Origin of the sequence: Pseudomonas sp. FSL R10-1350 (assembly GCF_009600525.1) — a bacterium.
Lineage (GTDB): Bacteria > Pseudomonadota > Gammaproteobacteria > Pseudomonadales > Pseudomonadaceae > Aquipseudomonas > Aquipseudomonas helleri.
Window position 1 is genome coordinate 103,422 of the sequence record NZ_WIVR01000009.1, and the last position, 23,114, is coordinate 126,535.

Consider the following 23,114-nt stretch of genomic DNA (forward strand, 5'->3'; position numbering starts at 1 on the left):
AGACAATCACAGCCCCACCTAACTGTAGGAGCGAGCTTGCCTCGCGATCTTTTAAAGATCAAAAGATCGCGAGGCAAGCTCGCTCCTACAGGGGCTGGCAGGAGCAAAAAAAATACCCCGTGAAGGCCGGGCCTTCACGAGGTATCGGGACAACCGTTTAACGCTTAACCGTGCAGGTACAGCGTTGCGTGTTGCACCAGTTCCAGCATCGGTTGTGGGTATACGCCCAGTACGAACACCAGAATCGAAACCGCCAGCAGCATCACGCCACCTGCTTTCTGCTCCCAGTTCAGCGGAGCATCGTGGCGATGCAGTTTCGGCTCGACCAGGTACAGGGTCACCATCACACGCAGGTAGTAGAACACGCCGATGGCGCTACCCAGGATCAGGGAACCGACCAGCCACCATTGGTGAGCTTCAACGCCGGTCGCAATGATGTAGAACTTGCCGATAAAGCCAGCGGTCAGCGGGATACCGGCCAGCGACAGCATCATTACGGTCAGTACGGCGGTCATGTACGGACGGCGCCAGAACAGGCCGCGGTACTCGTACAGTGCGTCTGCGTCACGGCCTTTGTACGGCGACGACATCATGGTGATGACGCCGAATGCACCGAGGCTGGTGAGCACGTAAGTGATCAGGTACACGCCGATCGCTTCAACGGCCATGCCTTTGCTCGCAATCAGGGCGATCAGCAGGTAGCCAAAGTGGGCGATGGACGAGAAACCCAGCAGACGCTTGAGGTTGTTTTGGGTCAGGGCCAGCAGGTTACCGAACAGGATCGAAGCAATCGCGATCACGGTCAGTACGTCGCTCATCACACCGGTAGTCGCGGCCGGGGAGATCTGGAACAAACGCACGATGACGGCAAACACGGCAACTTTCGAAGCGGTGGCCAGGAAAGCCGCCACGGGCGCCGGAGCACCTTCGTACACGTCTGGGGTCCAGAGGTGGAACGGTACCAGCGACAGTTTAAAGGCCAGACCCACCAGCATCATGCCCAGACCCAGCTGTGCGATGGCGCTTGGCGCGCCAGTCGACGCCAGGGCGTGGCCGATACCGCTGAAGCTCAGGCTGCCGGCTTCGGCGTACAGCAGGGCCATACCGAACAGCAGGAACGCAGAACCTGCAGCCGACAGCACCATGTACTTGATACCGGCTTCCAGCGAACGCTTGTTGAAGAAGGCGTAAGCCACCAGGCCGTAGACCGGAACCGAGAGCAACTCCAGGCCGATGAACAAGCCCGCCAGGTGTTGCGCGCTCACCAGCACGATACCGCCAGCCGCAGCCAGCAGGATCAGCAGGTAAAGCTCTTCGCGGTTGCCCGGATAGCCGGTGCCCCCTTCGCCCAGGTAAGCATGGGCGAGGGTGACGCAGGCCAAGGTCGAGACCAGGATCAGCCCGGTGTACAGATAGGCAAAGTTGTCCATCATCAACAGCGGGGTGACAGCCAGCGGTGCCACTTTTAATGCCGGGAAAATCGACAGCAGTGCCAGGTTAAGACCCGCCACCGAAAGCAGGAAGGTCTGTGAGTGATTGCGGCGCCACGCGATTGCCAGCATCACCACCACAACGGTGAGGCTGGTAATCAGCAGTGGAGCAAGCGCGATAAAGTGTTGGATCGTGAATTCCATAGCGCTCTTACCGGGCCGAAGCGAGTTGAGTGAAGGCGGTGCCGAGCCATTGCTGCACGCCATGCATGGTCGCAGCAGAGGTATCGAGGAACGGTTGCGGGTACACGCCGATGAAAATCAGCAGTACCGCCAGACCGAGCACCATGATCAGTTCACGAGCATCCATGCCGGCCAGTACCGCGTCCGATTTGGACGGGCCGAAGTAGGCGCGGTGAATCATGATCAGCGAGTACACCGAACCAAACACCAGACCGGTTGTTGCAATGGCCGTGACCCAAGGGAAGCTGGCGAATGAGCCCATCAGAATCAGGAACTCACCCACGAAGTTACCGGTGCCTGGCAAGCCCAGCGACGCGGCAGCAAAGAACAGGCTGATGGCCGGCAGGTAAGCGATCTTCGACCACAAACCACCCATTTCACGCATGTCACGGGTGTGCAGGCGCTCGTACAGTTGGCCGCTGAGGATAAACAGCGCCGCTGCCGAAACACCGTGCGCGAGCATCTGGATCACTGCACCTTGCAACGCCAGCAGGCTGCCGGAGTAGATGCCGATCAGAACGAAGCCCATGTGCGAAATGCTGGAGAACGCGATCAGACGCTTGATATCGGTTTGTGCGAAGGCCAGGAAAGCGCCGTAGAAAATCCCGATCAGACCCAGGGTCATGGCAATCGGCGCAAACTCGGCCGACGCATTCGGGAACAGCGGCAAGGCGAAACGCAGCAGACCATAAGCAGCGGTCTTGAGCAGGATACCGGCCAAGTCGACCGAACCTGCGGTAGGCGCCTGGGCGTGAGCGTCCGGCAACCAGGAGTGGAACGGTACAACCGGCAGTTTCACCGCAAACGCAATGAAGAAGCCAAGCATCAGGATGTACTCGGTGGTGAGCGACATCTTGGTTTTCAGCAACTCGGCGTAGCTGAAGGTCAGCACACCGGTTTCATTGTAGTTAACCAGCACCAGGCCCAGGATCGCCACCAACATGATCAAGCCGGAAGCCTGAGTGAAGATGAAGAACTTGGTCGCGGCGTAGATACGGGTTTTCTTGCCGTCGGACGAGCTGTGACCCCAGAGCGCGATGAGGAAGTACATCGGCACCAGCATCATTTCCCAGAAGAAGAAGAACATGAACAGGTCGATGGCGAGGAACACGCCAACTACGCCGCCCAGGATCCACATCAGGTTCAGGTGGAAGAAGCCCACGTGACGCTGAATTTCTTTCCAGGAACACAGTACCGACAACACGCCCAACAGGCCGGTCAGCAGGATCATCAGCAGCGACAGGCCGTCCAGCGCCAGGTGCACGCTGATGCCGAAGCGCTCGATCCAGGTGTGCTGGAACTCAAGCGCCCACGCCGGGGCAGCGCCCGGGTTCGGTGCCAGATGGTAGTCCCCGTGCGCCCACAGCCAAAGGCCGAGGGCAAGTTCGAGGGACATGGTCAGCAACGCAATCCAGCGTGGCAGGGTAGGGCCGAAGCGCTCACCCAGCCAGCACAGCAGGCCGCCGATAAAGGGGATCAGGATTAGCCAAGGCAGAATCATGACGGGCTCAATTCCTTTCGCAATGTCGAAGGTTCATATCAGACCGCTACCAGTACGATGGCGCCCATGACCAGTACAGCACCGGCGGCCATGGAAGCAGCGTACCAACGCAGTTGACCGGTTTCGCTGCGGCTCAGGGCGTTATGCCCGGCCTTGGCCATCTGCGGGATCAAACCAATGGTCTGGTCCAGCGGATCTTTGCGCAGCACGCGGCAGATCAACAGGTACGGTTTGACGAACAGTTTGTCGTACAGCCAATCGAAGCCCCAGGCAGCGAACCACCAGGCCGAGAGGAAGCGACCGATGCCGCTATTGGCAACAGCGGTAACGAAACGACGTTTGCCCAGGTACAGCAGGGCAGCGAGCAGGATACCGGCCAGGGCAATGGCACCCGAGGCGATTTCCAGGCTGTGTTTGGCTTCGCCGCCAGCATGGCCAACGCTTTGTGGCAGTACGCCAGCCAACGGAGGCGTGATCAGGGCACCGATGAAGGTCGACAGCACAATCAGGATGCTCAGTGGCAGCCAGTAGGTTACGCCGTGGCCTGCATGAGCTTCAGTCTTGGCTTCACCGTGGAAGGTGACGAAGATCAGACGGAAGGTGTACAGCGAGGTCATGAACGCACCCGCCAGACCGGCATACAGCAGACCGCTGTGACCGCTGGCGAAGGCTTCCCAAAGAATTTCGTCCTTGGAGTAGAAGCCTGCTGTCAGCAATGGCAAGGCCGACAAGGCCGCGCCGCCGACGATGAAGCTGGCGTAAGCCAGTGGCAGTTTTTTCCACAGTCCGCCCATCTTGAAGATGTTCTGCTCGTGGTGGCAGGCAACAATCACCGCACCCGATGCAAGGAACAGCAGGGCCTTGAAGAAGGCGTGGGTCATCAGGTGGAAAATCGCCCCGTCCCAGGCGCCAACGCCCAGCGCCAGGAACATGTAGCCGATCTGGCTCATGGTCGAGTAGGCGAGGATACGTTTGATGTCGGTTTGAACCAGCGCTGCGAAACCTGCCAGCACCAGTGTCACACCGCCGACGATGCCGACCAGGTGCAGCACTTCAGGGGCCAGGGTGAACAGACCGTGGGTTCGCGCGATCAGGTAAACACCGGCGGTTACCATGGTTGCGGCGTGGATCAGTGCCGAAACAGGTGTCGGGCCCGCCATCGCATCTGCCAACCAGGTTTGCAGGGGCAGTTGCGCCGATTTACCGACCGCACCGCCCAGCAGCATCAGGGTCGCAAGAACGATCCAGAAGTCGCCGGCCTGGAATTTCTGCGGCGCCAGCACCAGCAGTTCCTGAATGTTCAGCGTGCCCAACTGTTGGAACAGGATGAACAGGCCGATGGCCAGGAACACGTCACCGATACGGGTCACGATAAAGGCTTTGAGTGCGGCGTTACCGTTGTTGCGGTTGCTGTAGTAGAAACCGATCAACAGGTAAGAGCACAGGCCCACGCCTTCCCAGCCGAAGTACACGAACAGCAGGTTATCGGCCAGGATCAGGAACAGCATGCTGGCGATAAACAGGTTGGTGTAGGAGAAGAAGCGCGAGTAGCCGTCTTCACCGCGCATGTACCAGGAGGCAAATACGTGGATCAGGAAGCCCACACCGACAACAACGCCGAGCATGGTCACTGCCAGGCCGTCGAGGTACAGGGTGAAGCTAGGCTTGAAGTCGCCTACCGACATCCACTGCCACAGCACTTGGCTGTAGTGGCCGCCTTCAGGTGGCGCAACGTTGAATTGCCAGATCACGTACGCGGCAACGATGGCCGACAGGCCAATGGAGCCGACGCCGATCAGTGCCGAGAGGTTTTCGCTGAAGCGTCCACGGGAGAACGACAGCAGCAAAAAGCCGATCAGGGGGAATACGAAAGTCAGAAAGAGAAGGTTCATCCGCGCATCTCACTGGCAGCATCGATATCAAGCGTGTGGAAGCGGCGATACAGTTGCAGCAAGATCGCCAGGCCAATACTGGCCTCGGCAGCTGCCAGGGTGATCACCAGGATGAACATTACTTGTCCATCCGGCTGCGCCCAACGTGCACCGGCCACAATGAACGCCAGTGCAGCGGCGTTCATCATGATTTCCAGACTCATCAATACGAAGAGAATGTTACGGCGAACCATCAGTCCAACCAGACCGAGGCAGAACAGTACGCCTGCTACCGCAAGCCCGTGTTCCAAAGGTATTCCAGGCATCTTATTGCTCCTTCGCCTCAGTGCGGCCCAAGTGGAACGCCGTCACCGCTGCAGCCAGCAGCAGCATCGAGGCGAGTTCGACCACCAGCAGATACGGGCCGAACAGGCTGATGCCCACGGCTTTTGCATCAATGGTGGTTTGACCGATAGCCGCGCCGCTCTGGTGAGCGAACAGCACATACAGCAGTTCAGCCAGCAGCAAGGCCGACAGAATGCTCGGGCCAACCCATATGCCGGGCTTGAGCCAGTGGCGTTCTTGCGTCACCGAGGCCGGGCCCTGGTTGAGCATCATCACCACGAACACAAACAGCACCATGATGGCACCGGCGTAGGCGATCACTTCGAGCACACCGGCAAACGGTGCGCCGAGGCTGAAAAAGGTCATCGCCACGGCAATCAGCGAAATAATCAGGTAGAGCAGGGCATGCACAGGGTTGGTGTTGGTGATCACGCGTAGCGTGGACACGACAGCGACACCCGATGCGAAATAGAAAGCGAATTCCATCGTTCTTCCTTAAGGCAGCAAGCTCTTCACGTTGATCGGCTCGGCTTCGTTCTGGGCAGCGCCTTTCGGCTTGCCTTCTACGGCCATACCCGCAACACGATAGAAGTTGTAATCAGGGTTCTTGCCCGGGCCGGAGATCAGCAGATCTTCCTTCTCGTAGACCAGATCCTGACGTTTGAACTCGGCCATTTCGAAATCCGGTGTCAGCTGGATCGCGGTGGTCGGGCAGGCTTCCTCACACAGACCGCAGAAAATGCAGCGTGAGAAGTTGATGCGGAAGAACTCCGGGTACCAACGGCCATCTTCGGTTTCGGCTTTTTGCAGCGAGATGCAGCCCACCGGGCACGCTACGGCGCACAGGTTACAGGCTACACAACGCTCTTCGCCGTCCGGGTCGCGGGTCAGGACGATTCGGCCACGGTAACGCGGTGGCAGATAGACCGGTTCTTCCGGGTATTGCAGCGTGTCACGCTTGCGGAAGGCATGGCCAAACACCATCACCAAGCTGCGAAGCTGGGTGTAGGTGCCATGCACGATGTCAAACAGGTACTTGAACATGGGTCTCTATCCTCACTGAACCGCGACTGCAGGCGTGTTCATCAACACGATTGCAGCGGTTACCAGCAAATTGATCAGGGTCAGCGGCAGGCAGAACTTCCAGCTGAAATCCATCACTTGGTCATACCGTGGACGCGGAATAGAAGCGCGCAGCAGGATGAAGATCATGATGAAAAACGCGGTCTTCAGGGCGAACCAGATAAACGGGATCTGCGGCAGGATGCCGAAAGGCCCGTGCCAGCCACCGAAGAACAAAGTCACCAGCAACGCCGAGATCAACACGATCCCGATGTACTCACCGACGAAGAACATGCCCCATTTCATGCCGGCATATTCAATGTGGTAACCATCGGCCAGTTCCTGTTCTGCTTCCGGCTGGTCGAAGGGGTGACGGTGAGTCACGGCCACGCCAGCGATGAAGAAGGTCAGGAAACCGAAGATCTGCGGAATGATGAACCACAGGTTCTGCGCTTGGTATTCAACGATGTCGCGCATGTTGAACGAGCCAACCTGCACCACGATGCCCATCAGCGACAGGCCCATGAACACTTCGTACGAAACAGTCTGAGCCGAAGCACGCAAGCTGCCGAGCAGGGCGAACTTGTTGTTACTGGACCAGCCAGCGAACAACACCGCGTACACCGACAGACCGGCCATGGCGAAGAAGAACAGGATACCGATGTTCAGATCCGCCACGCCCCAGGTCGGGGTGATCGGGATAATCGCAAAGGCGATGAGCAAAGCGCTCATGGCCACAACCGGTGCCAGGGTGAAGATCATCTTGTCGGCAAACGGAGGGGTCCAGTCTTCCTTGAAGAACATCTTGATCATGTCGGCGGCGATCTGAAACGCGCCGAACGGGCCTACGCGGTTCGGGCCGTAACGGTCTTGCCAAAGGGCGAGCAAACGACGCTCGACCCAACTCAGCAGCGCGCCGCACACCACCACGGCGAGCAGGATCACGATGGCCTGCACCACCGTGATGATCACGTCGATCACTTCAGGCGTAAACCAGCTCATTGGGCTGCCTCCTGCAAACCGTCAACGGTAAGGCCAAAGATAGCGGGCGGAATACCTGGCAGACCGGCTGGCAATGCCACCAGACCTGCACCCAGCTCTTCATTGATACGCAGCGGCAGACGCAGGGTCAGGCCAGCCACGTTCAAGCTCAGCAGCGCGCCGTCGTTGACACCCAGACGGTCGGCTTCGGACTTGGCCAGGGCCACGTAAGCGGCAGGGATACGCTCTTGCACCGGCGCGGCTTTCGAAGAGTTCTCTTCGCTGCCCAGCAGGTGATAGAACGGCACCACTTGCCAGGTGCCACGTGCCGGGTTGAACGCGCCCGGAATGTTGGCGGACCAGCTCAGTGCATCACCTTTGCTTTCGATCAGGCGGGTGCCCGGGTCGCCAGCGCGGATATGACCACCGACTTCGTCCTGGAACTTGTTCCACGCTTGTGGCGAGTTCCAGCCCGGCGACCAGGCGAACGGCACTTGTTTACGCGGTTCTACCGAGCCCGAGTAGCCTTCCATCGAGAACGCGAACGCGGTGTCCGGGTCTTGTGGAATGCGTGGCTCGTGCACGCTGATGTTGGCGCGCATGGCCGTGCGGCCGCTGTAACGCAGCGGTTCACGGGCCAGCTTCAAACCTTTGATACGGAACGCAGCGGACGGCGCAGCATCAACGATCTGGGCCAGTTCCGGGGTGCTGGCGGCAGTGGCTTGAGTCACGTGGTCCAGCAGCGTCCAGTCAACCGGCTTGTTCAGCAGGGTGCTGCGCAGGGCGTGCAACCAGCGCCAGCCTTCGTGGATCAAAATGCTCGAATCCAGGTAGCGCGGCTCGTAGACCTGGAAGAAGCGCTGGGCGCGGCCTTCCTGGCTGACCAGGGTACCGTCGCCTTCGGCGAAGCTGGCGGCTGGCAGAACCAGGTCAGCGCGGTCTGTGGTCGCGGTCTTTTGATGATCGGCAACGATGACGACTTTGGCAGCGTCCAGTGCCGCATTGACCTTGATCGCGTCAACACGGGTGAACAGGTCGTTTTCCAGCACCACGATGGCATCGGCTTTGCCGTCGATAACGGCTTGCAGCGCCGCATCAACCGAATCACCGCCGAGCATGGCCAGGCCGAGGCTGTTGGCCTCTGGCACTACCAGGCTGATGGAGCCGGCTTTTTCACGCAGGTGCAGGGCCTTGGCGATGTTGCCTGCGGCTTCGATCAGGGCCTTGGAGCCCAGCGAAGTACCGGCCACGATCAGTGGGCGTTTGGCCGCGAGCAGGGCGTCAGCGATGCGCTGGGCCAGCTCAAGGGCTTCGGCGTCCAGGCCAGGTACGGCCGGAGCGCTGGCGTCAATGGCGTGAGCCACGGCGAAACCGATGCGCGCCAGGTCTTCAGGGGCAGCGTGTACACACTCTTCAGCCACGTCATCGAGCTTGGTTTCAGCCAGGCTGGCGATAAACAGCGGGTTCAACGCGTGCTGGCCGATGTTTTTCACCGCAGCGTCGAGCCAAGGCTGAACGCGCATGGCGTCGGCCATGTCTTCAGCTTTGCCCTTGACCGATTGACGCAGCGACAGCGCCATACGGGCGGCGGTCTGGGTCAGGTCTTCACCCAGCACGAAGACTGCGTCGTGATCTTCGATCTCGCGCAGGTTAGGCACTGGCAGCGGGCTGTCTTTGAGTACTTGCAGCACCAGGCGGATGCGCTCCAGCTCAGCGGCTTCGATGCCGGAGTAGAAGTGCTCGGCACCGACCAGCTCAAGCAACGCGTAGTTGCTTTCGAGGCTGGCACGTGGCGAACCGATGCCGACGATGTTGCGACCGCGCAGCAGTTCAGCCGCTTTGTCCAGCGCAGCGTCGAGGCCCAGCTTGGTGCCGTCGGCCAGCAGCGGCTGACGTGGACGGTCAGTGCGGTTGACGTAGCCATAACCGAAACGGCCACGGTCGCACAGGAAGTACTGGTTCACCGAGCCGTTGAAACGGTTTTCGATGCGGCGCAGCTCGCCATAACGTTCGCCCGGGCTGATGTTGCAGCCGCTGGAGCAACCGTGGCAGATGCTTGGCGCGAATTGCATGTCCCACTTACGGTTGTAGCGCTCGGAGTGAGTCTTGTCGGTGAACACACCGGTCGGGCAGACCTCGGTGAGGTTGCCGGAGAACTCGCTTTCGAGCACGCCGTCTTCAACGCGACCGAAGTACACGTTATCGTGAGCGCCGAACACACCCAGGTCGGTGCCGCCTGCGTAGTCTTTGTAGTAGCGCACGCAGCGATAGCAGGCGATGCAGCGGTTCATCTCGTGAGCGATGAACGGGCCGAGTTCCTGGTTCTGGTGGGTGCGCTTGGTGAAGCGATAACGGCGCTCGTTGTGGCCGGTCATCACGGTCATGTCTTGCAGGTGGCAGTGACCGCCTTCCTCGCACACAGGGCAGTCGTGCGGGTGGTTGGTCATCAGCCATTCGACGACGCTGGCGCGAAACACTTTCGCTTCTTCGTCTTCGATGGAAATCCAGCTTCCGTCAGTGGCCGGGGTCATGCAGGACATGACGATACGACCACGGGTGTCGTTCTCGTCGGTGTACTGCTTGACTGCGCACTGGCGGCAGGCGCCGACGCTGCCCAGGGCAGGGTGCCAGCAGAAATACGGAATATCGAGTCCTAGCGACAAACAGGCCTGTAACAGGTTGTCTGCCCCATCGACTTCGAGCTCTTTGCCGTCTACGTGGATAGTGGCCATGGTTCAAAGTTCTTCGTTGGCCCGGTGTCAGCGGGCGTGGCTAATGGAATCTTGTTATGCGTTCGAATCAACACAGCCTTTACGGCGTCATCGAACGATCAAAGGGTGGCACGGACCACCCTCAGTCAAAGCGTTACGCGCCGATTACAATCGGGCGAGCCAGCGGTACGGCGCCAGGTTTTGCTTGCGCAATACCGGCTTCGAACTCTGGACGGAAGTACTTGATCGCGCTGCCCAATGGCTCCACGGCGCCCGGTGCGTGAGCACAGAAGGTCTTGCCTGGGCCGAGGAAACCGACCAGACCCAGCAGGGTCTCGATATCGCCGGGCTGACCTTCGCCTTTCTCGAGTGCCATCAAGAGCTTGACGCTCCAGGGCAAACCATCACGGCAAGGGGTGCAGAAACCGCACGATTCACGGGCAAAGAACTGTTCCATGTTGCGCAACAGGGACACCATGTTGACGCTGTCGTCCACCGCCATCGCCAGGCCCGTACCCATACGGGTACCGACTTTGCCGATGCCGCCGGCGTACATTTGTGCGTCCAGGTGCTCTGGCAGCAGGAAGCCGGTACCGGCGCCGCCTGGCTGCCAGCACTTGAGCTTGAAGCCGTCGCGCATGCCACCGGCGTAGTCTTCGAACAGTTCGCGTGCGGTGACGCCGAACGGCAGTTCCCACAGGCCAGGGTTCTTCACTTTGCCGGAGAAGCCCATCAGCTTGGTGCCGTGGTCTTCGCTGCCTTCGCGGGCGAGGGATTTGTACCAGTCAACGCCGTTGCCAATGATGGCCGGTACGTTGCACAGGGTTTCTACGTTGTTCACGCAGGTCGGCTTGCCCCATACGCCCACAGCGGCCGGGAAGGGCGGCTTGGAACGCGGGTTGGCGCGACGGCCTTCGAGGGAGTTGATCAGTGCGGTTTCTTCGCCGCAGATGTAACGCCCGGCGCCGGTGTGCACGAACAGTTCGAAGTCAAAGCCCGAACCGAGGATGTTCTTGCCCAGCAGGCCGGCTGCCTTGGCTTCTTCGACCGCACGACGCAGGTGCACGGCGGCGGTGGTGTATTCACCGCGCAGGAAGATGTAGCCACGGTAGGTTTTGAGCGCGCGGGCACTGATCAGCATGCCTTCGATCAGCAGATGGGGCAGTTGCTCCATCAGCATGCGGTCTTTCCAGGTGTTGGGTTCCATTTCATCGGCGTTACACAGCAGGTAACGGATGTTCATGGATTCGTCTTTAGGCATCAGCCCCCACTTCACGCCCGTGGGGAAGCCCGCACCACCACGACCTTTGAGGCCCGCGTCTTTCACGGTCTGGACGATATCGTCCTGCGCCATGTCCGCGAACGCTTTGCGCGCCGCCGCGTAGCCGTCTTTGGCCTGGTACTCGTCGAGCCATACAGGCTCGCCGTCGTCACGCAGGCGCCAGGTCAGCGGATGGGTTTGTGCCGAACGCGCAATGCGGTTGGCAGGGCCGAAAGAAGTCAGGGTCATGGGTAGCCCTCCAACAACGTAGCGACGCCAGCAGGCTGCACGTCACCGAATGTGTCGTCGTCGATCATCAACGCCGGCGCCTTGTCGCAGTTGCCCAGGCAGCACACCGGTAGCAGCGTGAAGCGGCCGTCCGGGGTGGTCTGGCCCAGGCCGATGCCCAGCTTGCTCTGGATTTCGCCGACCACCGACTCGTGGCCACCGATGTAGCACACCATGCTGTCGCACACGCGAATGATGTGCCGGCCCACCGGCTGACGGAAGATCTGGCTGTAGAACGTGGCCACGCCTTCAACGTCGCTGGCAGGGATGCCCAGCAGTTCGCCGATGGCGTATACCGCGCCATCCGGCACCCAGCCGCGTTCTTTCTGAACGATCTTCAGGGCTTCGATCGACGCTGCGCGCGGATCTTCGTAGTGATGCATCTCGTGCTCGATGGCCGAGCGCTCGGTTTCGCTCAGGGCGAAACGGTCTGTCTGGATAAGCGTGCTGTTCATGCTTAGCGGTCCACGTCGGCCATAACGAAATCGATACTCCCCAGGTACGCAATCAAGTCTGCGACCATTTCGCCTTTGATCACCGAAGGGATCTGCTGCAAATGGGCGAAGCTTGGGGTGCGAATCCGGGTGCGGTAGCTCATGGTGCCGCCATCGCTCGTCAGGTAGTAACTGTTGATGCCCTTGGTCGCTTCGATCATCTGGAAGGATTCGTTGGCCGGCATGACCGGGCCCCACGAAACTTGCAGGAAGTGCGTGATCAAGGTCTCGATGTGCTGCAGCGTGCGCTCTTTAGGCGGCGGCGTGGTCAGCGGGTGATCCGCCTTGTACGGGCCGGCCGGCATGTTGCGCATGCACTGCTCGATGATTTTCAGGCTCTGACGCATTTCTTCGACGCGCACGATGCAGCGGTCGTAGGCATCGCCATTGGCTGCCAGCGGGACTTCGAATTCGAAGTTTTCGTAACCGGAGTACGGACGCGCTTTACGTACGTCGAAGTCGCAGCCGGTGGAACGCAGGCCAGCACCGGTGACGCCCCATTCCAGGGCCTCTTTGGTGTTGTACTGGGCGACGCCGATGGTTCGGCCACGCAGAATGCTGTTGTCCAGCGCGGCTTTTTGGTATTCGTCCAGACGCTTTGGCATCCACTCGACGAATTCCTTGACCAGACGCTCCCAGCCATTTGGCAGGTCGTGGGCAACGCCACCGATGCGATACCAGGCCGGGTGCAGACGGAAACCGGTGATGGCTTCGATCACTTTGTAAGCGCGCTGACGGTCGGTGAAGGTGAAGAACACCGGGGTCATGGCGCCCACGTCCTGGATGTAGGTACCCAGGAACAGCAGGTGGCTGGTGATACGGAAGAACTCCGCCATCATGATGCGGATGGTGTCGACCCGGTCCGGCACCTTGATCCCGGCGAGCTTCTCGACCGAGAGCACGTACGGCAGGTTGTTCATCACGCCGCCGAGGTAGTCGATACGGTCGGTGTACGGGATGAAGCTGTGCCAGGACTGGCGCTCGGCCATCTTCTCGGCACCACGGTGGTGGTAGCCGATGTCTGGCACGCAGTCGACGATCTCTTCGCCGTCCAGTTGCAGGATGATACGGAAGGCACCGTGAGCCGAAGGGTGGTTCGGGCCCAGGTTGAGGAACATGTAGTCCTCGTTTTCGCCGGAACGCTTCATGCCCCAGTCTTCAGGACGGAAGCGCGCAGCTTCTTCTTCCAGTTGCACTTTGGCCAGGGTCAGGCTGTACGGATCGAACTCGGTCGCACGCGCCGGGAAGTCCTTGCGCAGCGGGTGACCTTCCCAGGTCGGCGGCATCATGATGCGCGACAGGTGCGGGTGACCTTTAAAGTCGATACCGAACATGTCCCAGACTTCACGCTCATACCAGTTGGCGTTTGGCCAGATACCGGTGATGGTCGGCAGGCTGAGGTCGCTCTCGGACAAGGCAACCTTGATCATTACGTCACTATTACGCTCAAGCGACATCAGGTGGTAGAAGACCGTGAAGTCTGCACCCGATGGCAAGCCCTGACGCTTGGTGCGCAGACGTTCGTCCACACCGTGCAAGTCATAGAGCATGACGTAAGGTTTTGGCAGGTTGCGCAGGAAGGTCAGTACTTCAACCAGTTTTGCGCGGGTAACCCAAAGCACCGGCATGCCGGTGCGTGTGGCCTGTGCGGTGAACGCTTCAGGGCCAAAACGGGTATTGAGTTCGACAACCACATCCTGGTCGTCAGCCTTGTAAGGCGGGATGTACAGAGCGGAGCCTGTAGTCATGGTTTTTTTATCGCTTTCGTTCAACGTAAAGAATGAAGCCAGTGTTTCGTTCTATTTATAGAAACGGCGCTGGATCAGACTTCGTCGGGGCTGCGCAGGTTAGTGACCTGAATACGCTGTTCGCGGCGCTGTTCCTTTTGGGACGGCATCTCGGCGCGGTACACGCCTTGTTCACCGACAACCCAGGAAAGTGGGCGACGCTCCTGGCCAATCGACTCTTGCAAGAGCATCAAGCCTTGCAGGAAAGCCTCTGGGCGGGGTGGGCAGCCTGGCACGTAAACGTCCACGGGCAGGAACTTGTCGACCCCTTGAACCACGGAGTAGATGTCGTACATGCCACCGGAGTTGGCGCAAGAACCCATGGAGATAACCCACTTAGGCTCAAGCATTTGCTCATAGAGACGCTGAATGATCGGCGCCATCTTGATGAAGCAGGTACCGGCAATAACCATGAAATCCGCCTGACGCGGCGATGCTCGGATCACTTCGGCGCCAAAGCGCGCGATGTCGTGGGGCGCCGTGAAGGCGGTGGTCATTTCCACGTAGCAGCACGACAAGCCGAAGTTGTACGGCCACAAGGAGTTTTTACGCCCCCAGTTGACCGTGCCGTTCAGCACGTCTTCCAGCTTGCCCATGAAAATGTTTTTGTGGACTTGATCTTCTAACGGATCGGCAACGGTTTCCCGATTGCCGATCGGGTATTGCTCGTTAGGAGCATCCGGGTCGATCCTGGTGAGTTCGTATTGCATTGCCAAAGCCTCATTGTTTCAGCTTGGCCTGCCGCTTACGACGAGCTTCCGGTGCCCAATCAAGAGCACCCACCCGAAATAGGTAGACAAGGCCTGCCAACAGAATTGCTATGAAAACGAGAGCTTCGACGAATCCGGTCCAGCCGCTTTCGCGAACAGACACAGACCATGCAAAGAGAAAGAGGGCTTCGATATCGAAGATCACGAACAGCATCGCGACCAGATAGAATTTTGCAGAGAGCCGCAAGCGGGCGCCACCGGTAGGCAGCATGCCGGACTCGAACGGTTCGTTTTTGCTGCGGCCCCAGGCTTTTGACCCAAGGAGGCTGGAGACGCCGAGCATGAAGGCACAGAGGCCGACAACGCCGAGAAGGAAAATGGCAAAGCCCCAGTTGTGGGCTATGAGTCCTGTCGCTTCGGGCATGCTGGAAATCCTTAACAGAGAGCAAAGGTCTCTGAGCTTAAAAAGGTAATAAAGCAGTGACGATATGTCGCAGCGCTATTGATTGCCGGGATTTTATGGCTAAACACCCAGCAAGTAAATTTTCTAAGATGAATTAATTCAATCCTTTAGTGGTATAGCACTCCTCAAAGTCTACGCAGGCCTTGTGTTCCGTGGATTACAGCGTGTTTCAAGGATTATGTTTTACGACGCAGGTAATCAACAAAAGCAACTCTAAATGATAATTAATATCGTTTAAGCGCTGCGCTGTTGTGACGCAGTACGGTTAACCCGTTGAACTTGGCTTATATAGACGCACTTGGCAAGTTTTGAACTTGGCTTTGTAACCTGCTTCACGTTTCAGTTTATGGATCTGGGTCAGGGTTTTCGTCAATGCTCACCCCGCTGTAGGAGCGAGCTTGCCTCGCGATCTTTTAAAAGATCAAAAGATCGCGAGACAAGCTCGCTCCTACAGGGTTGTTCGGGCACACAAAAAAACGCCCCGAACCAGTCGGGGCGCCAATCACTGAGGAGTAGCTATCAGTGGAACTGTTCTTCTTCGGTTGAGCCGGTCAGGGCGGTTACCGATGAAGAGCCACCTTGAATAACGGTGGTCATGTCGTCGAAGTAGCCGGTGCCCACTTCTTGTTGGTGCGCCACGAAGGTGTAGCCTTTTTCTGCGTCAGCGAATTCCTGCTCTTGCAGTTTCACGTAGGCGGTCATGTCGTTGCGGGCGTAGTCGTGCGCCAGGTTGAACATGCTGTGCCACATGTTGTGAATGCCGGCCAGGGTGATGAACTGGTGCTTGTAGCCCATGGCTGACAATTCGCGCTGGAACTTGGCGATGGTCGCGTCGTCCAGGTTTTTCTTCCAGTTGAAGGAAGGCGAGCAGTTGTACGACAGCAGTTGGTCCGGGTATTCCTTTTTGATCGCTTCGGCAAAGCGGCGTGCTTCGTCCAGGTCCGGTTTGGCGGTTTCACACCAGATCAGATCGGCGTAAGGGGCGTAGGCCAGGCCGCGGGCAATGGCTTGGTCCAGGCCTGCACGTACTTTGTAGAAGCCTTCTTTGGTGCGTTCGCCAGACACGAACGGCTGGTCGTACGGGTCGCAGTCAGAAGTCAGCAGGTCTGCGGCGTTAGCGTCGGTACGGGCCAGGATGATGGTCGGTACGCCAGCCACGTCAGCAGCCAGACGCGCTGCAGTCAGCTTTTGTACGGCTTCCTGGGTAGGAACCAGTACTTTGCCGCCCATGTGGCCGCATTTTTTCACCGAGGCCAGTTGGTCTTCGAAGTGAACGCCGGCGGCGCCTGCTTCGATCATGTTCTTCATCAGTTCGTAAGCGTTCAGTACGCCGCCGAAACCGGCTTCAGCGTCTGCCACGATAGGAGCGAAGTAGTCGATGTAACCTGCGTCGCCCGGGTTTTTGCCGGCTTTCCACTGGATCTGGTCGGCACGACGGAACGAGTTGTTGATGCGCTTGACCACGGTTGGAACCGAGTCCACCGGGTACAGCGACTGATCGGGGTACATGGATTCAGCAGAGTTGTTGTCTGCTGCCACTTGCCAACCCGACAGGTAGATAGCCTGGATGCCGGCTTTAACCTGTTGAACTGCCTGGCCCCCGGTCAGGGCGCCCATGCAGTTGACGAAATCTTTCTCAGGACGGAAGGACGGGTGTGCGCCCTGTGTCACCAGTTTCCACAGCTTGTCAGCGCCCAATTTTGCAAAGGTGTGCTCGGGTTGAACCGAACCACGCAGGCGGACCACGTCAGCAGCGGAATAATCGCGTTTCACGCCTTTCCAGCGTGGGTTTTCGGCCCAGTCTTTTTCAAGGGCTGCAATTTGCTGTTCGCGTGTCAGTGCCATGGAGATAAACCTCGTCGCATAGGTCTGGGTTGAAAAATTTGCTCCGCCAGCACACAGCAATTGTGTTTGTGTAAGTGCGTGAATGGCTGCTCGCCAAGAGTCATCCAGGGCCCTTTTCCGGGGCTCTGATTGGCGGGAGCGGGGCCATCATGCCTTTGCATTTTTGTGTCGTCAAACACTTTGTAGTGCTTTTTTCACGGCACTACATATTTAGTCTAATACGACCCGTCAGTCAGTTTTGGGTCCTCTGGTCGAGAGTGTTGACTTTGACCCGTACCGTCATGTCGTTGCGCCCTTGAGTAGAGTACGTAAGGGTTGTAGCGTTATTTTGAGTCTGGCTCTGGTTGCTGCTGCCTGCCACGGTGATCCACTGGCCGAGGGGTCCGCTGATCTGTGTGTTGGCATTTTGCATGTTCACTACATCGGGACGCTCCTGGCTCATGCTGTCCAGATGCGTGCTGATCGCGAGGTGTACCGTTTCACCTGTGACGGTGGCAGTGACGAAAAAACCCTGGGTGACATCGCGGTATTCGGTCTGTGTGAGCAGTCGGCCATAGGCGTCTGTCTGGGTGCTGGTGAGGGGCACGCTCTGGCCGATCTGGATTTGCGCGGGCACACCTTCAGTGGCCTCGATTTGCTGAATGCCACCTTCACGGCTGGCGGTGCTGATCACGCGGGTGTCTGAATTGGATTCGGGCAGGCTGTTGTCGCGGGTGTCGACCGTAATCAGCAAGCGCTTGGCGGGGGTGTCGAGTTGCGCCAGCAGGTTTTCCAGATTTTGAATTTTTGAGGGGGCTGCTTCGACAATCAGTTGGTTGCCGTAGGCGCTGACTTTGCCGTTTTTACCTATAAAGTTCTGCGCAATCGGCAGTAGATCGGCGCTGGTGCGGTTTTGTAAGGTGATGACTTTGGTATCGGCCAGTGCGCTAATGCTGAAGGCCATGAGCAGGCTGGCGATGAAGGTGCGTAGGGACATGTCCGTTATCTCCGCAATACGTGAAAAGTATCCCCGGAGTGTGGCAGATAGCAAAACGCCCTGCGATCCGAAGATGGCAGGGCGTTTTGTTGTCACGCATGTGGGAGCGGGCTTGCTCGCGATGCAGACGACTCATTCTTTCTGCAAAGCAGCGTTATCCGTATCGCGAGCAAGCCCGCTCCCACAAAGGTGGGCGTAGTGGTTAGCTACCGCGTTCCATATCAACGTGCGGAATGCCTGCTTCGAGGAATTCCTCGCTGACGATTTTGAAACCCAGGCGTTCATAAAACGACGTGGCGTGCACTTGCGCGCTGAGCTGCTGCTTTTTGAGGCCGCGCTTTTCAGCTTCGTTGATCGCGGCCTGCATCAAAGCGTCGCCCACTTTGAGGCCACGCCAGTCTTTGAGGACAGACACCCGGCCAATGTGGCCGTCCGGCAACAGCCGGGCAGTGCCAATCGGAAAGTCGCCCTCATAAGCCAGAAAATGCACGGCATCTGCGTCGTCTGCGTCCCACTCAAGCTCTGGCGGGACTTGTTGTTCGGCAATAAACACTGCCTCACGAATGCGTCGAATATCGGAGTTGTCCTTTTTCCAGTCGGCGACACTTACGTGAGTCTTATTCATCAGCAAACCCCAGGCTTCCTTGTTTAACCAGCTCGAAGAGCAGGTTGCTTGCGTCTTCATCGGCCAGCCATGGGCCGAGGTTATCACTGTGCAGGGCATCGGCCGCGCAAATCATTTTCAGCAATTCGCGCAGTTTACCCGGCAACAGGCGGCTTTGGCCGCTGGCGAACAACAGCAGGTCTTCGTCCACTTCAGACCAGGCCAGGCGTGCGCTCGGATTGCGGATCAGGATAGCGCCCTGTTCCAGGCTGTCGATCAGCTCGGGCTCTTCGAGTTCCGGGCCGACCACGAGTTCCGGGTAGCGTGGCTCGGTCATGAACTGGCCGAACCAGGTCAGCAGCATGCGCTCGTCGCTCATGTGCTCTGTCAGCAGGTTCTTCAGGCGGCCCAGAGCGTCGTGCTGAATCTGGTGCGGATCGCTTACAGGTTGCGCGTCGGCGTCAGTGTAGCGGTCTTCGTCTGGCAGATACTGGCTCAGGAAGTCGGTGAAGTGAGTCAGCACTTCGGCTGCGCTCGGGGCACGGAAACCGACCGAGTAGGTCAGGCAGTCGTCCACGGCAACGCCGCAGTGGGCCAGGCGTGGCGGCAGGTAGAGCATGTCGCCGGGTTCCAGGGTCCACTCATCGGTGGCCTCGAACTCAGCCAGAATGCGCAGGTCGGCATGTTCCAGCAGCTTGCTGTCGGCGTCGCACATCTGGCCGATCTGCCAATGACGTTTGCCGTGGCCTTGCAGCAGGAACACGTCGTAATTGTCGAAGTGCGGGCCAACGCTGCCGCCCGGGGCTGCATAGCTGATCATTACGTCATCGATGCGCCAGCTTGGCAGGAAGCGGAAGTTTTCCAGCAGTTCACCGACTTCCGGTACGAACTGGTCAACGGCCTGAACCAGCAGGGTCCACTCGCGCTCTGGCAGTTTGCCGAATTCGTCTTCTGCGAACGGGCCGCGGCGCAGTTCCCATGGGCGCTCGCCGTGCTCGATGATCAGGCGCGATTCGACTTCTTCTTCCAGCGCCAGACCGGCCAGTTCGTCGGCATCGATAGGGCTTTCGAAGTCAGGAATTGCCTGGCGGATCAGCAGTGGTTTCTTCTGCCAGTAGTCGCGCATGAACTCGCGCGCCGTGATGCCGCCCAGAAGTTGAAGAGGAGTATCAGGATTCATGTGTAACCTATTGAAAAAATGCGCTTTGTAATCAGGAATAAAAACGCCCGGCACGGCCGGGCGTTAATAGGTCGTTGCAGCGATCAGATACGCTTGGCTTGCTCGACCGCGTTGCCAATGTAGTTGGCAGGCGTCAGCAGCTTCAGCTCGGCCTTGGCCGCTTCCGGCATTTCAAGACCGTCGATGAACGTTTGCAGTGCTTCAGGGCTGATGCCCTTGCCGCGCGTCAGCTCTTTGAGCTTCTCGTACGGGTTTTCAATGTTGTAGCGACGCATCACGGTCTGGATTGGCTCGGCCAATACTTCCCAGCACGCGTCCAGGTCAGCAGCGATTTTTTGAGCGTTCAGCTCAAGCTTGCTGATGCCTTTGAGGCTGGCTTCGTATGCGATCACGCTGTGGGCGAAGCCGACACCGAGGTTACGCAGTACGGTGGAGTCGGTCAGGTCGCGCTGCCAGCGGGAGATTGGCAGTTTGCTGGCCAGGTGCTGGAACAAGGCGTTGGCGATACCCAGGTTGCCTTCGGAGTTTTCGAAGTCGATCGGGTTGACCTTGTGCGGCATGGTCGACGAACCGATTTCGCCCGCGATGGTGCGCTGCTTGAAGTAGCCCAGGGAGATGTAGCCCCAGATATCACGGTCGAAGTCGATCAGGATGGTGTTGAAGCGCGCAATGGCGTCAAACAGCTCGGCAATGTAGTCGTGTGGTTCGATTTGCGTGGTGTACGGGTTGAAGCCCAGGCCCAGCTCGTCTTCGATGAAGGCGCGGGCGTTGGCTTCCCAGTCGATCTGCGGGTAGGCCGACAGGTGGGCGTTGTAGTTGCCGACAGCGCCGTTGATTTTGCCCAGCAGAGGTACTGCAGCGACTTGAGCGATTTGACGCTCCAGGCGGTACACCACGTTGGCCAGTTCTTTGCCCAGGGTGGTAGGCGAAGCCGGTTGGCCGTGGGTGCGCGACAGCATGGGCACGTCAGCGAAACGGATGGCCAGTTCGCGGATGGCTTGGGCGGTCTGGCGCATCAGCGGCAGCATCACGTCATCACGGCCTTCGCGCAGCATCAGGGCGTGGGACAGGTTGTTGATGTCCTCGCTGGTGCAGGCAAAGTGGATGAACTCACTGACGTTAGCCAGCTCAGGCAGCTTGGCGGCCTGTTCCTTGAGCAGGTACTCAATGGCTTTAACGTCGTGGTTGGTGGTGCGCTCGATCTCTTTGACGCGCTCGGCGTGCTCCAGAGAGAAGTTTTCGGCCAGTTCGTTCAGAACGGCGTTGGCTTCGGCGGAAAAGGCCGGGACTTCAGGGATGGCAGCGTGAGCGGCCAGGCGCTGGAGCCAGCGAACTTCAACCAGAACGCGGGCACGGATCAGGCCGTACTCGCTGAAAATTGGGCGCAGGGCCTGGGTTTTGCCGGCGTAGCGGCCGTCAACAGGGGAAACCGCAGTGAGCGAAGAGAGCTGCATGGGGTGTTCTCGGACAGTCGGGCAACGAAATGGGGCGCGTATCATACATGAAAAAAACAGCCGGTCCGCTGCCAACTGACCGGCGTCTTACGCGTAACGAGGTTGCAACGTGTTCGTACTGGCGTGTTTCAGTTGCCACGCAGCATCGGATAAAGCTCTTTGAGCAGCTTGCGGCGGCTGAAAACCAGCTGCCAGCGATGACCGCCCAATTGGCGCCACAGCCGCGCGGAACGAATACCGGCCAGCAATAGCGCGCGAATTTTTGCCGCATTGTTAGGTTGTTGCAGGTTGCGCATGTCGCCATGTACCTGGATGCGCTGACGCAGGGTGCTCAGGGTGTCCTGATACAGCCCGCCGCAGGCCGCCACCACGTTTTCGTGGGCGGGGCCGAAATGCTCAACCTGGGACTGGATTTGCGGCAGGCGCTTGCCAATCAGCTCAAGCATGTCATCGCGCTTGGCCAGTTGACGCTCAAGCCCGAGCATCGACAGGGCGTAGCGCAGCGGCTCGCGCTGCAGGGTGTTCGGGTCGCGCTCAAGGGCGCCAATCAGTGCCCGATAGCCTTCGCGCAGGTTGCTGTCGTCACCGCCATAGACCTCAAGGGTGTCCTTGGGGTCGCGTACCAGCAGGCTGCCCAGCATGCAGGCCAGGTCGGCTTCGCTGATCTGGCCGGTCTTGGCGATCTTGTCGACCAGCACCGCGGCAAAAAACACGCCGCCCAAGGCTACCAGTTGCTCCTGAATCGGGTTCATGCGCGGTGGCCCTTGCTGGTCCACGGCTCGGCCACTTCGATCACGCCGCCGCCCAGGCACACTTCACCGTCGTAAAACACCACGGACTGGCCGGGGGTGACCGCGCGTTGCGGGTCGTCGAAGGTGGCGCGATAGCCGGTAGCGGTTTTTTCAAGGGTGCACGGCTGGTCGCTCTGGCGATAGCGGACCTTGGCGGTCAGGCGCAGCGGGCTGCTCAGGTCGATCGGGTTGACCCAATAGATCTCTGAGGCGAGCAGGGCGCGGGAGAACAGCCACGGGTGGTCATTGCCCTGGCCAACGATCAGCTCGTTGTGCTCAAGGTCTTTGATCAGCACGTACCACGGCTCGTCACTGGCGTCTTTGAGGCCGCCGATGCCCAGGCCCTGGCGTTGGCCGATGGTGTGGTACATCAGGCCGTGGTGGCGGCCGATGACTTCACCTTCGGTGGTTTTGATTTCACCCGGCTGCGCGGGCAGGTACTGCTTGAGGAAGTCGCTGAAGCGGCGCTCGCCAATAAAGCAGATACCGGTGGAGTCTTTCTTTTTGGCGGTGGCCAGGCCGTGTTTCTCGGCAATGCGGCGCACTTCCGGTTTTTCCAGTTCGCCTACCGGGAACAAGGTCTTGGCAATCTGCTCACCACCGACGGCGTGCAGGAAATAGCTCTGGTCCTTGTTCGGGTCGAGGCCCTTGAGCAGCTCTGTGCGGCCGTCAATGTCACGACGGCGCACGTAGTGGCCGGTAGCGATCAGATCTGCGCCGAGCATCAGGGCATAGTCGAGGAACGCCTTGAACTTGATTTCGCGGTTGCACAGGATGTCCGGGTTGGGCGTGCGCCCGGCCTTGTATTCGGCCAGGAAGTGCTCAAACACGTTGTCCCAGTATTCGGCGGCAAAGTTGGCAGTGTGCAGCTTGATGCCAATTTTGTCGCACACGGCCTGGGCGTCTGCCAGGTCATCCATGGCGGTGCAGTAATCCGTTCCGTCGTCTTCCTCCCAGTTCTTCATGAACAGGCCTTCCACCTGATAGCCCTGCTCCATGAGCAGAACGGCGGAAACGGAAGAGTCTACACCGCCGGACATGCCGACGATGACGCGCTGTTGTTCGGGGGCGACTAAGGCTGGATCACGCATAGGGTTTCAATGAGTGCCTTGAAAAA

Annotated in this window: 20 protein-coding genes; all 20 read right to left on the reverse strand. The window is 59.0% G+C overall.

Annotation, left to right across the window (positions count from 1 at the left end; genetic code table 11):
- Positions 1-164: 164 nt before the first annotated feature.
- Positions 165-1,634 carry an NADH-quinone oxidoreductase subunit NuoN gene (gene nuoN, locus GHO25_RS06980; RefSeq protein WP_048368558.1) on the reverse strand — a complete coding sequence of 490 codons (1,470 nt, stop codon included), beginning with the start codon at positions 1,632-1,634 and terminating at the stop codon, positions 165-167.
- Between the two features lie 7 nt (positions 1,635-1,641).
- The gene (gene nuoM / locus GHO25_RS06985) at positions 1,642-3,174 is read right to left on the reverse strand and encodes an NADH-quinone oxidoreductase subunit M (protein ID WP_153390277.1); all 1,533 of its coding nucleotides are present in this window, start codon (positions 3,172-3,174) and stop codon (positions 1,642-1,644) included.
- A gap of 38 nt (positions 3,175-3,212) precedes the next feature.
- Complete coding sequence (gene nuoL / locus GHO25_RS06990; RefSeq protein ID WP_048368556.1) at positions 3,213-5,066, reverse strand: NADH-quinone oxidoreductase subunit L; 1,854 nt, start codon at positions 5,064-5,066, stop codon at positions 3,213-3,215.
- Positions 5,063-5,371 (reverse strand): NADH-quinone oxidoreductase subunit NuoK, encoded by a 309-nt coding sequence (gene nuoK, locus GHO25_RS06995; protein WP_003446970.1) that lies wholly within the window; start codon positions 5,369-5,371, stop codon positions 5,063-5,065. Before nuoK ends, nuoL begins: the two co-directional genes overlap by 4 nt.
- A gap of 1 nt (position 5,372) precedes the next feature.
- On the reverse strand, positions 5,373-5,876 hold the full coding sequence (gene nuoJ / locus GHO25_RS07000; protein WP_048368555.1) for an NADH-quinone oxidoreductase subunit J: 504 nt from the start codon (positions 5,874-5,876) through the stop codon (positions 5,373-5,375).
- 9 nt (positions 5,877-5,885) lie between these two features.
- Complete coding sequence (nuoI, locus tag GHO25_RS07005; protein ID WP_016780194.1) at positions 5,886-6,434, reverse strand: NADH-quinone oxidoreductase subunit NuoI; 549 nt, start codon at positions 6,432-6,434, stop codon at positions 5,886-5,888.
- A gap of 12 nt (positions 6,435-6,446) precedes the next feature.
- The gene (nuoH, locus tag GHO25_RS07010) at positions 6,447-7,454 is read right to left on the reverse strand and encodes an NADH-quinone oxidoreductase subunit NuoH (RefSeq protein ID WP_048368554.1); all 1,008 of its coding nucleotides are present in this window, start codon (positions 7,452-7,454) and stop codon (positions 6,447-6,449) included.
- Complete coding sequence (gene nuoG, locus GHO25_RS07015; protein WP_048368553.1) at positions 7,451-10,165, reverse strand: NADH-quinone oxidoreductase subunit NuoG; 2,715 nt, start codon at positions 10,163-10,165, stop codon at positions 7,451-7,453. Before nuoG ends, nuoH begins: the two co-directional genes overlap by 4 nt.
- A 133-nt stretch (positions 10,166-10,298) precedes the next feature.
- Complete coding sequence (gene nuoF, locus GHO25_RS07020) at positions 10,299-11,654, reverse strand: NADH-quinone oxidoreductase subunit NuoF (RefSeq protein WP_153390279.1); 1,356 nt, start codon at positions 11,652-11,654, stop codon at positions 10,299-10,301.
- Positions 11,651-12,148: an NADH-quinone oxidoreductase subunit NuoE gene (gene nuoE, locus GHO25_RS07025; protein ID WP_048368551.1), complete on the reverse strand. Its 498-nt coding sequence runs from the start codon at positions 12,146-12,148 to the stop codon at positions 11,651-11,653. The genes nuoF and nuoE overlap by 4 nt, the downstream gene beginning before the upstream one ends.
- Positions 12,149-12,150: 2 nt before the next feature.
- Positions 12,151-13,935, reverse strand: coding sequence for an NADH-quinone oxidoreductase subunit C/D (gene nuoC, locus GHO25_RS07030; RefSeq protein WP_048368795.1), 1,785 nt, complete (start codon positions 13,933-13,935; stop codon positions 12,151-12,153).
- A 74-nt stretch (positions 13,936-14,009) separates the two neighbouring features.
- Positions 14,010-14,684, reverse strand: coding sequence for an NADH-quinone oxidoreductase subunit B family protein (locus GHO25_RS07035; protein WP_048368550.1), 675 nt, complete (start codon positions 14,682-14,684; stop codon positions 14,010-14,012).
- A 10-nt stretch (positions 14,685-14,694) separates the two neighbouring features.
- Entirely contained in the window at positions 14,695-15,108 is a 414-nt protein-coding gene (locus tag GHO25_RS07040) for an NADH-quinone oxidoreductase subunit A (protein ID WP_003446990.1), read from the reverse strand.
- Positions 15,109-15,666: 558 nt separating this feature from the next.
- Positions 15,667-16,992, reverse strand: coding sequence for an isocitrate lyase (gene aceA, locus GHO25_RS07045; protein WP_048387738.1), 1,326 nt, complete (start codon positions 16,990-16,992; stop codon positions 15,667-15,669).
- A 232-nt stretch (positions 16,993-17,224) separates the two neighbouring features.
- Entirely contained in the window at positions 17,225-17,968 is a 744-nt protein-coding gene (locus tag GHO25_RS07050; protein ID WP_153390281.1) for a secretin N-terminal domain-containing protein, read from the reverse strand.
- A gap of 202 nt (positions 17,969-18,170) precedes the next feature.
- Entirely contained in the window at positions 18,171-18,593 is a 423-nt protein-coding gene (locus GHO25_RS07055; RefSeq protein ID WP_048368547.1) for a GNAT family N-acetyltransferase, read from the reverse strand.
- The gene (locus GHO25_RS07060) at positions 18,586-19,752 is read right to left on the reverse strand and encodes a cupin domain-containing protein (RefSeq protein WP_048368546.1); all 1,167 of its coding nucleotides are present in this window, start codon (positions 19,750-19,752) and stop codon (positions 18,586-18,588) included. Before GHO25_RS07060 ends, GHO25_RS07055 begins: the two co-directional genes overlap by 8 nt.
- Positions 19,753-19,835: 83 nt before the next feature.
- Positions 19,836-21,206: an adenylosuccinate lyase gene (gene purB, locus GHO25_RS07065; protein WP_048368545.1), complete on the reverse strand. Its 1,371-nt coding sequence runs from the start codon at positions 21,204-21,206 to the stop codon at positions 19,836-19,838.
- 128 nt (positions 21,207-21,334) lie between these two features.
- Positions 21,335-21,958: a high frequency lysogenization protein HflD gene (gene hflD / locus GHO25_RS07070; protein WP_048368544.1), complete on the reverse strand. Its 624-nt coding sequence runs from the start codon at positions 21,956-21,958 to the stop codon at positions 21,335-21,337.
- Positions 21,955-23,088 carry a tRNA 2-thiouridine(34) synthase MnmA gene (gene mnmA, locus GHO25_RS07075; RefSeq protein WP_048368543.1) on the reverse strand — a complete coding sequence of 378 codons (1,134 nt, stop codon included), beginning with the start codon at positions 23,086-23,088 and terminating at the stop codon, positions 21,955-21,957. The genes hflD and mnmA overlap by 4 nt, the downstream gene beginning before the upstream one ends.
- Positions 23,089-23,114: the final 26 nt, after the last annotated feature.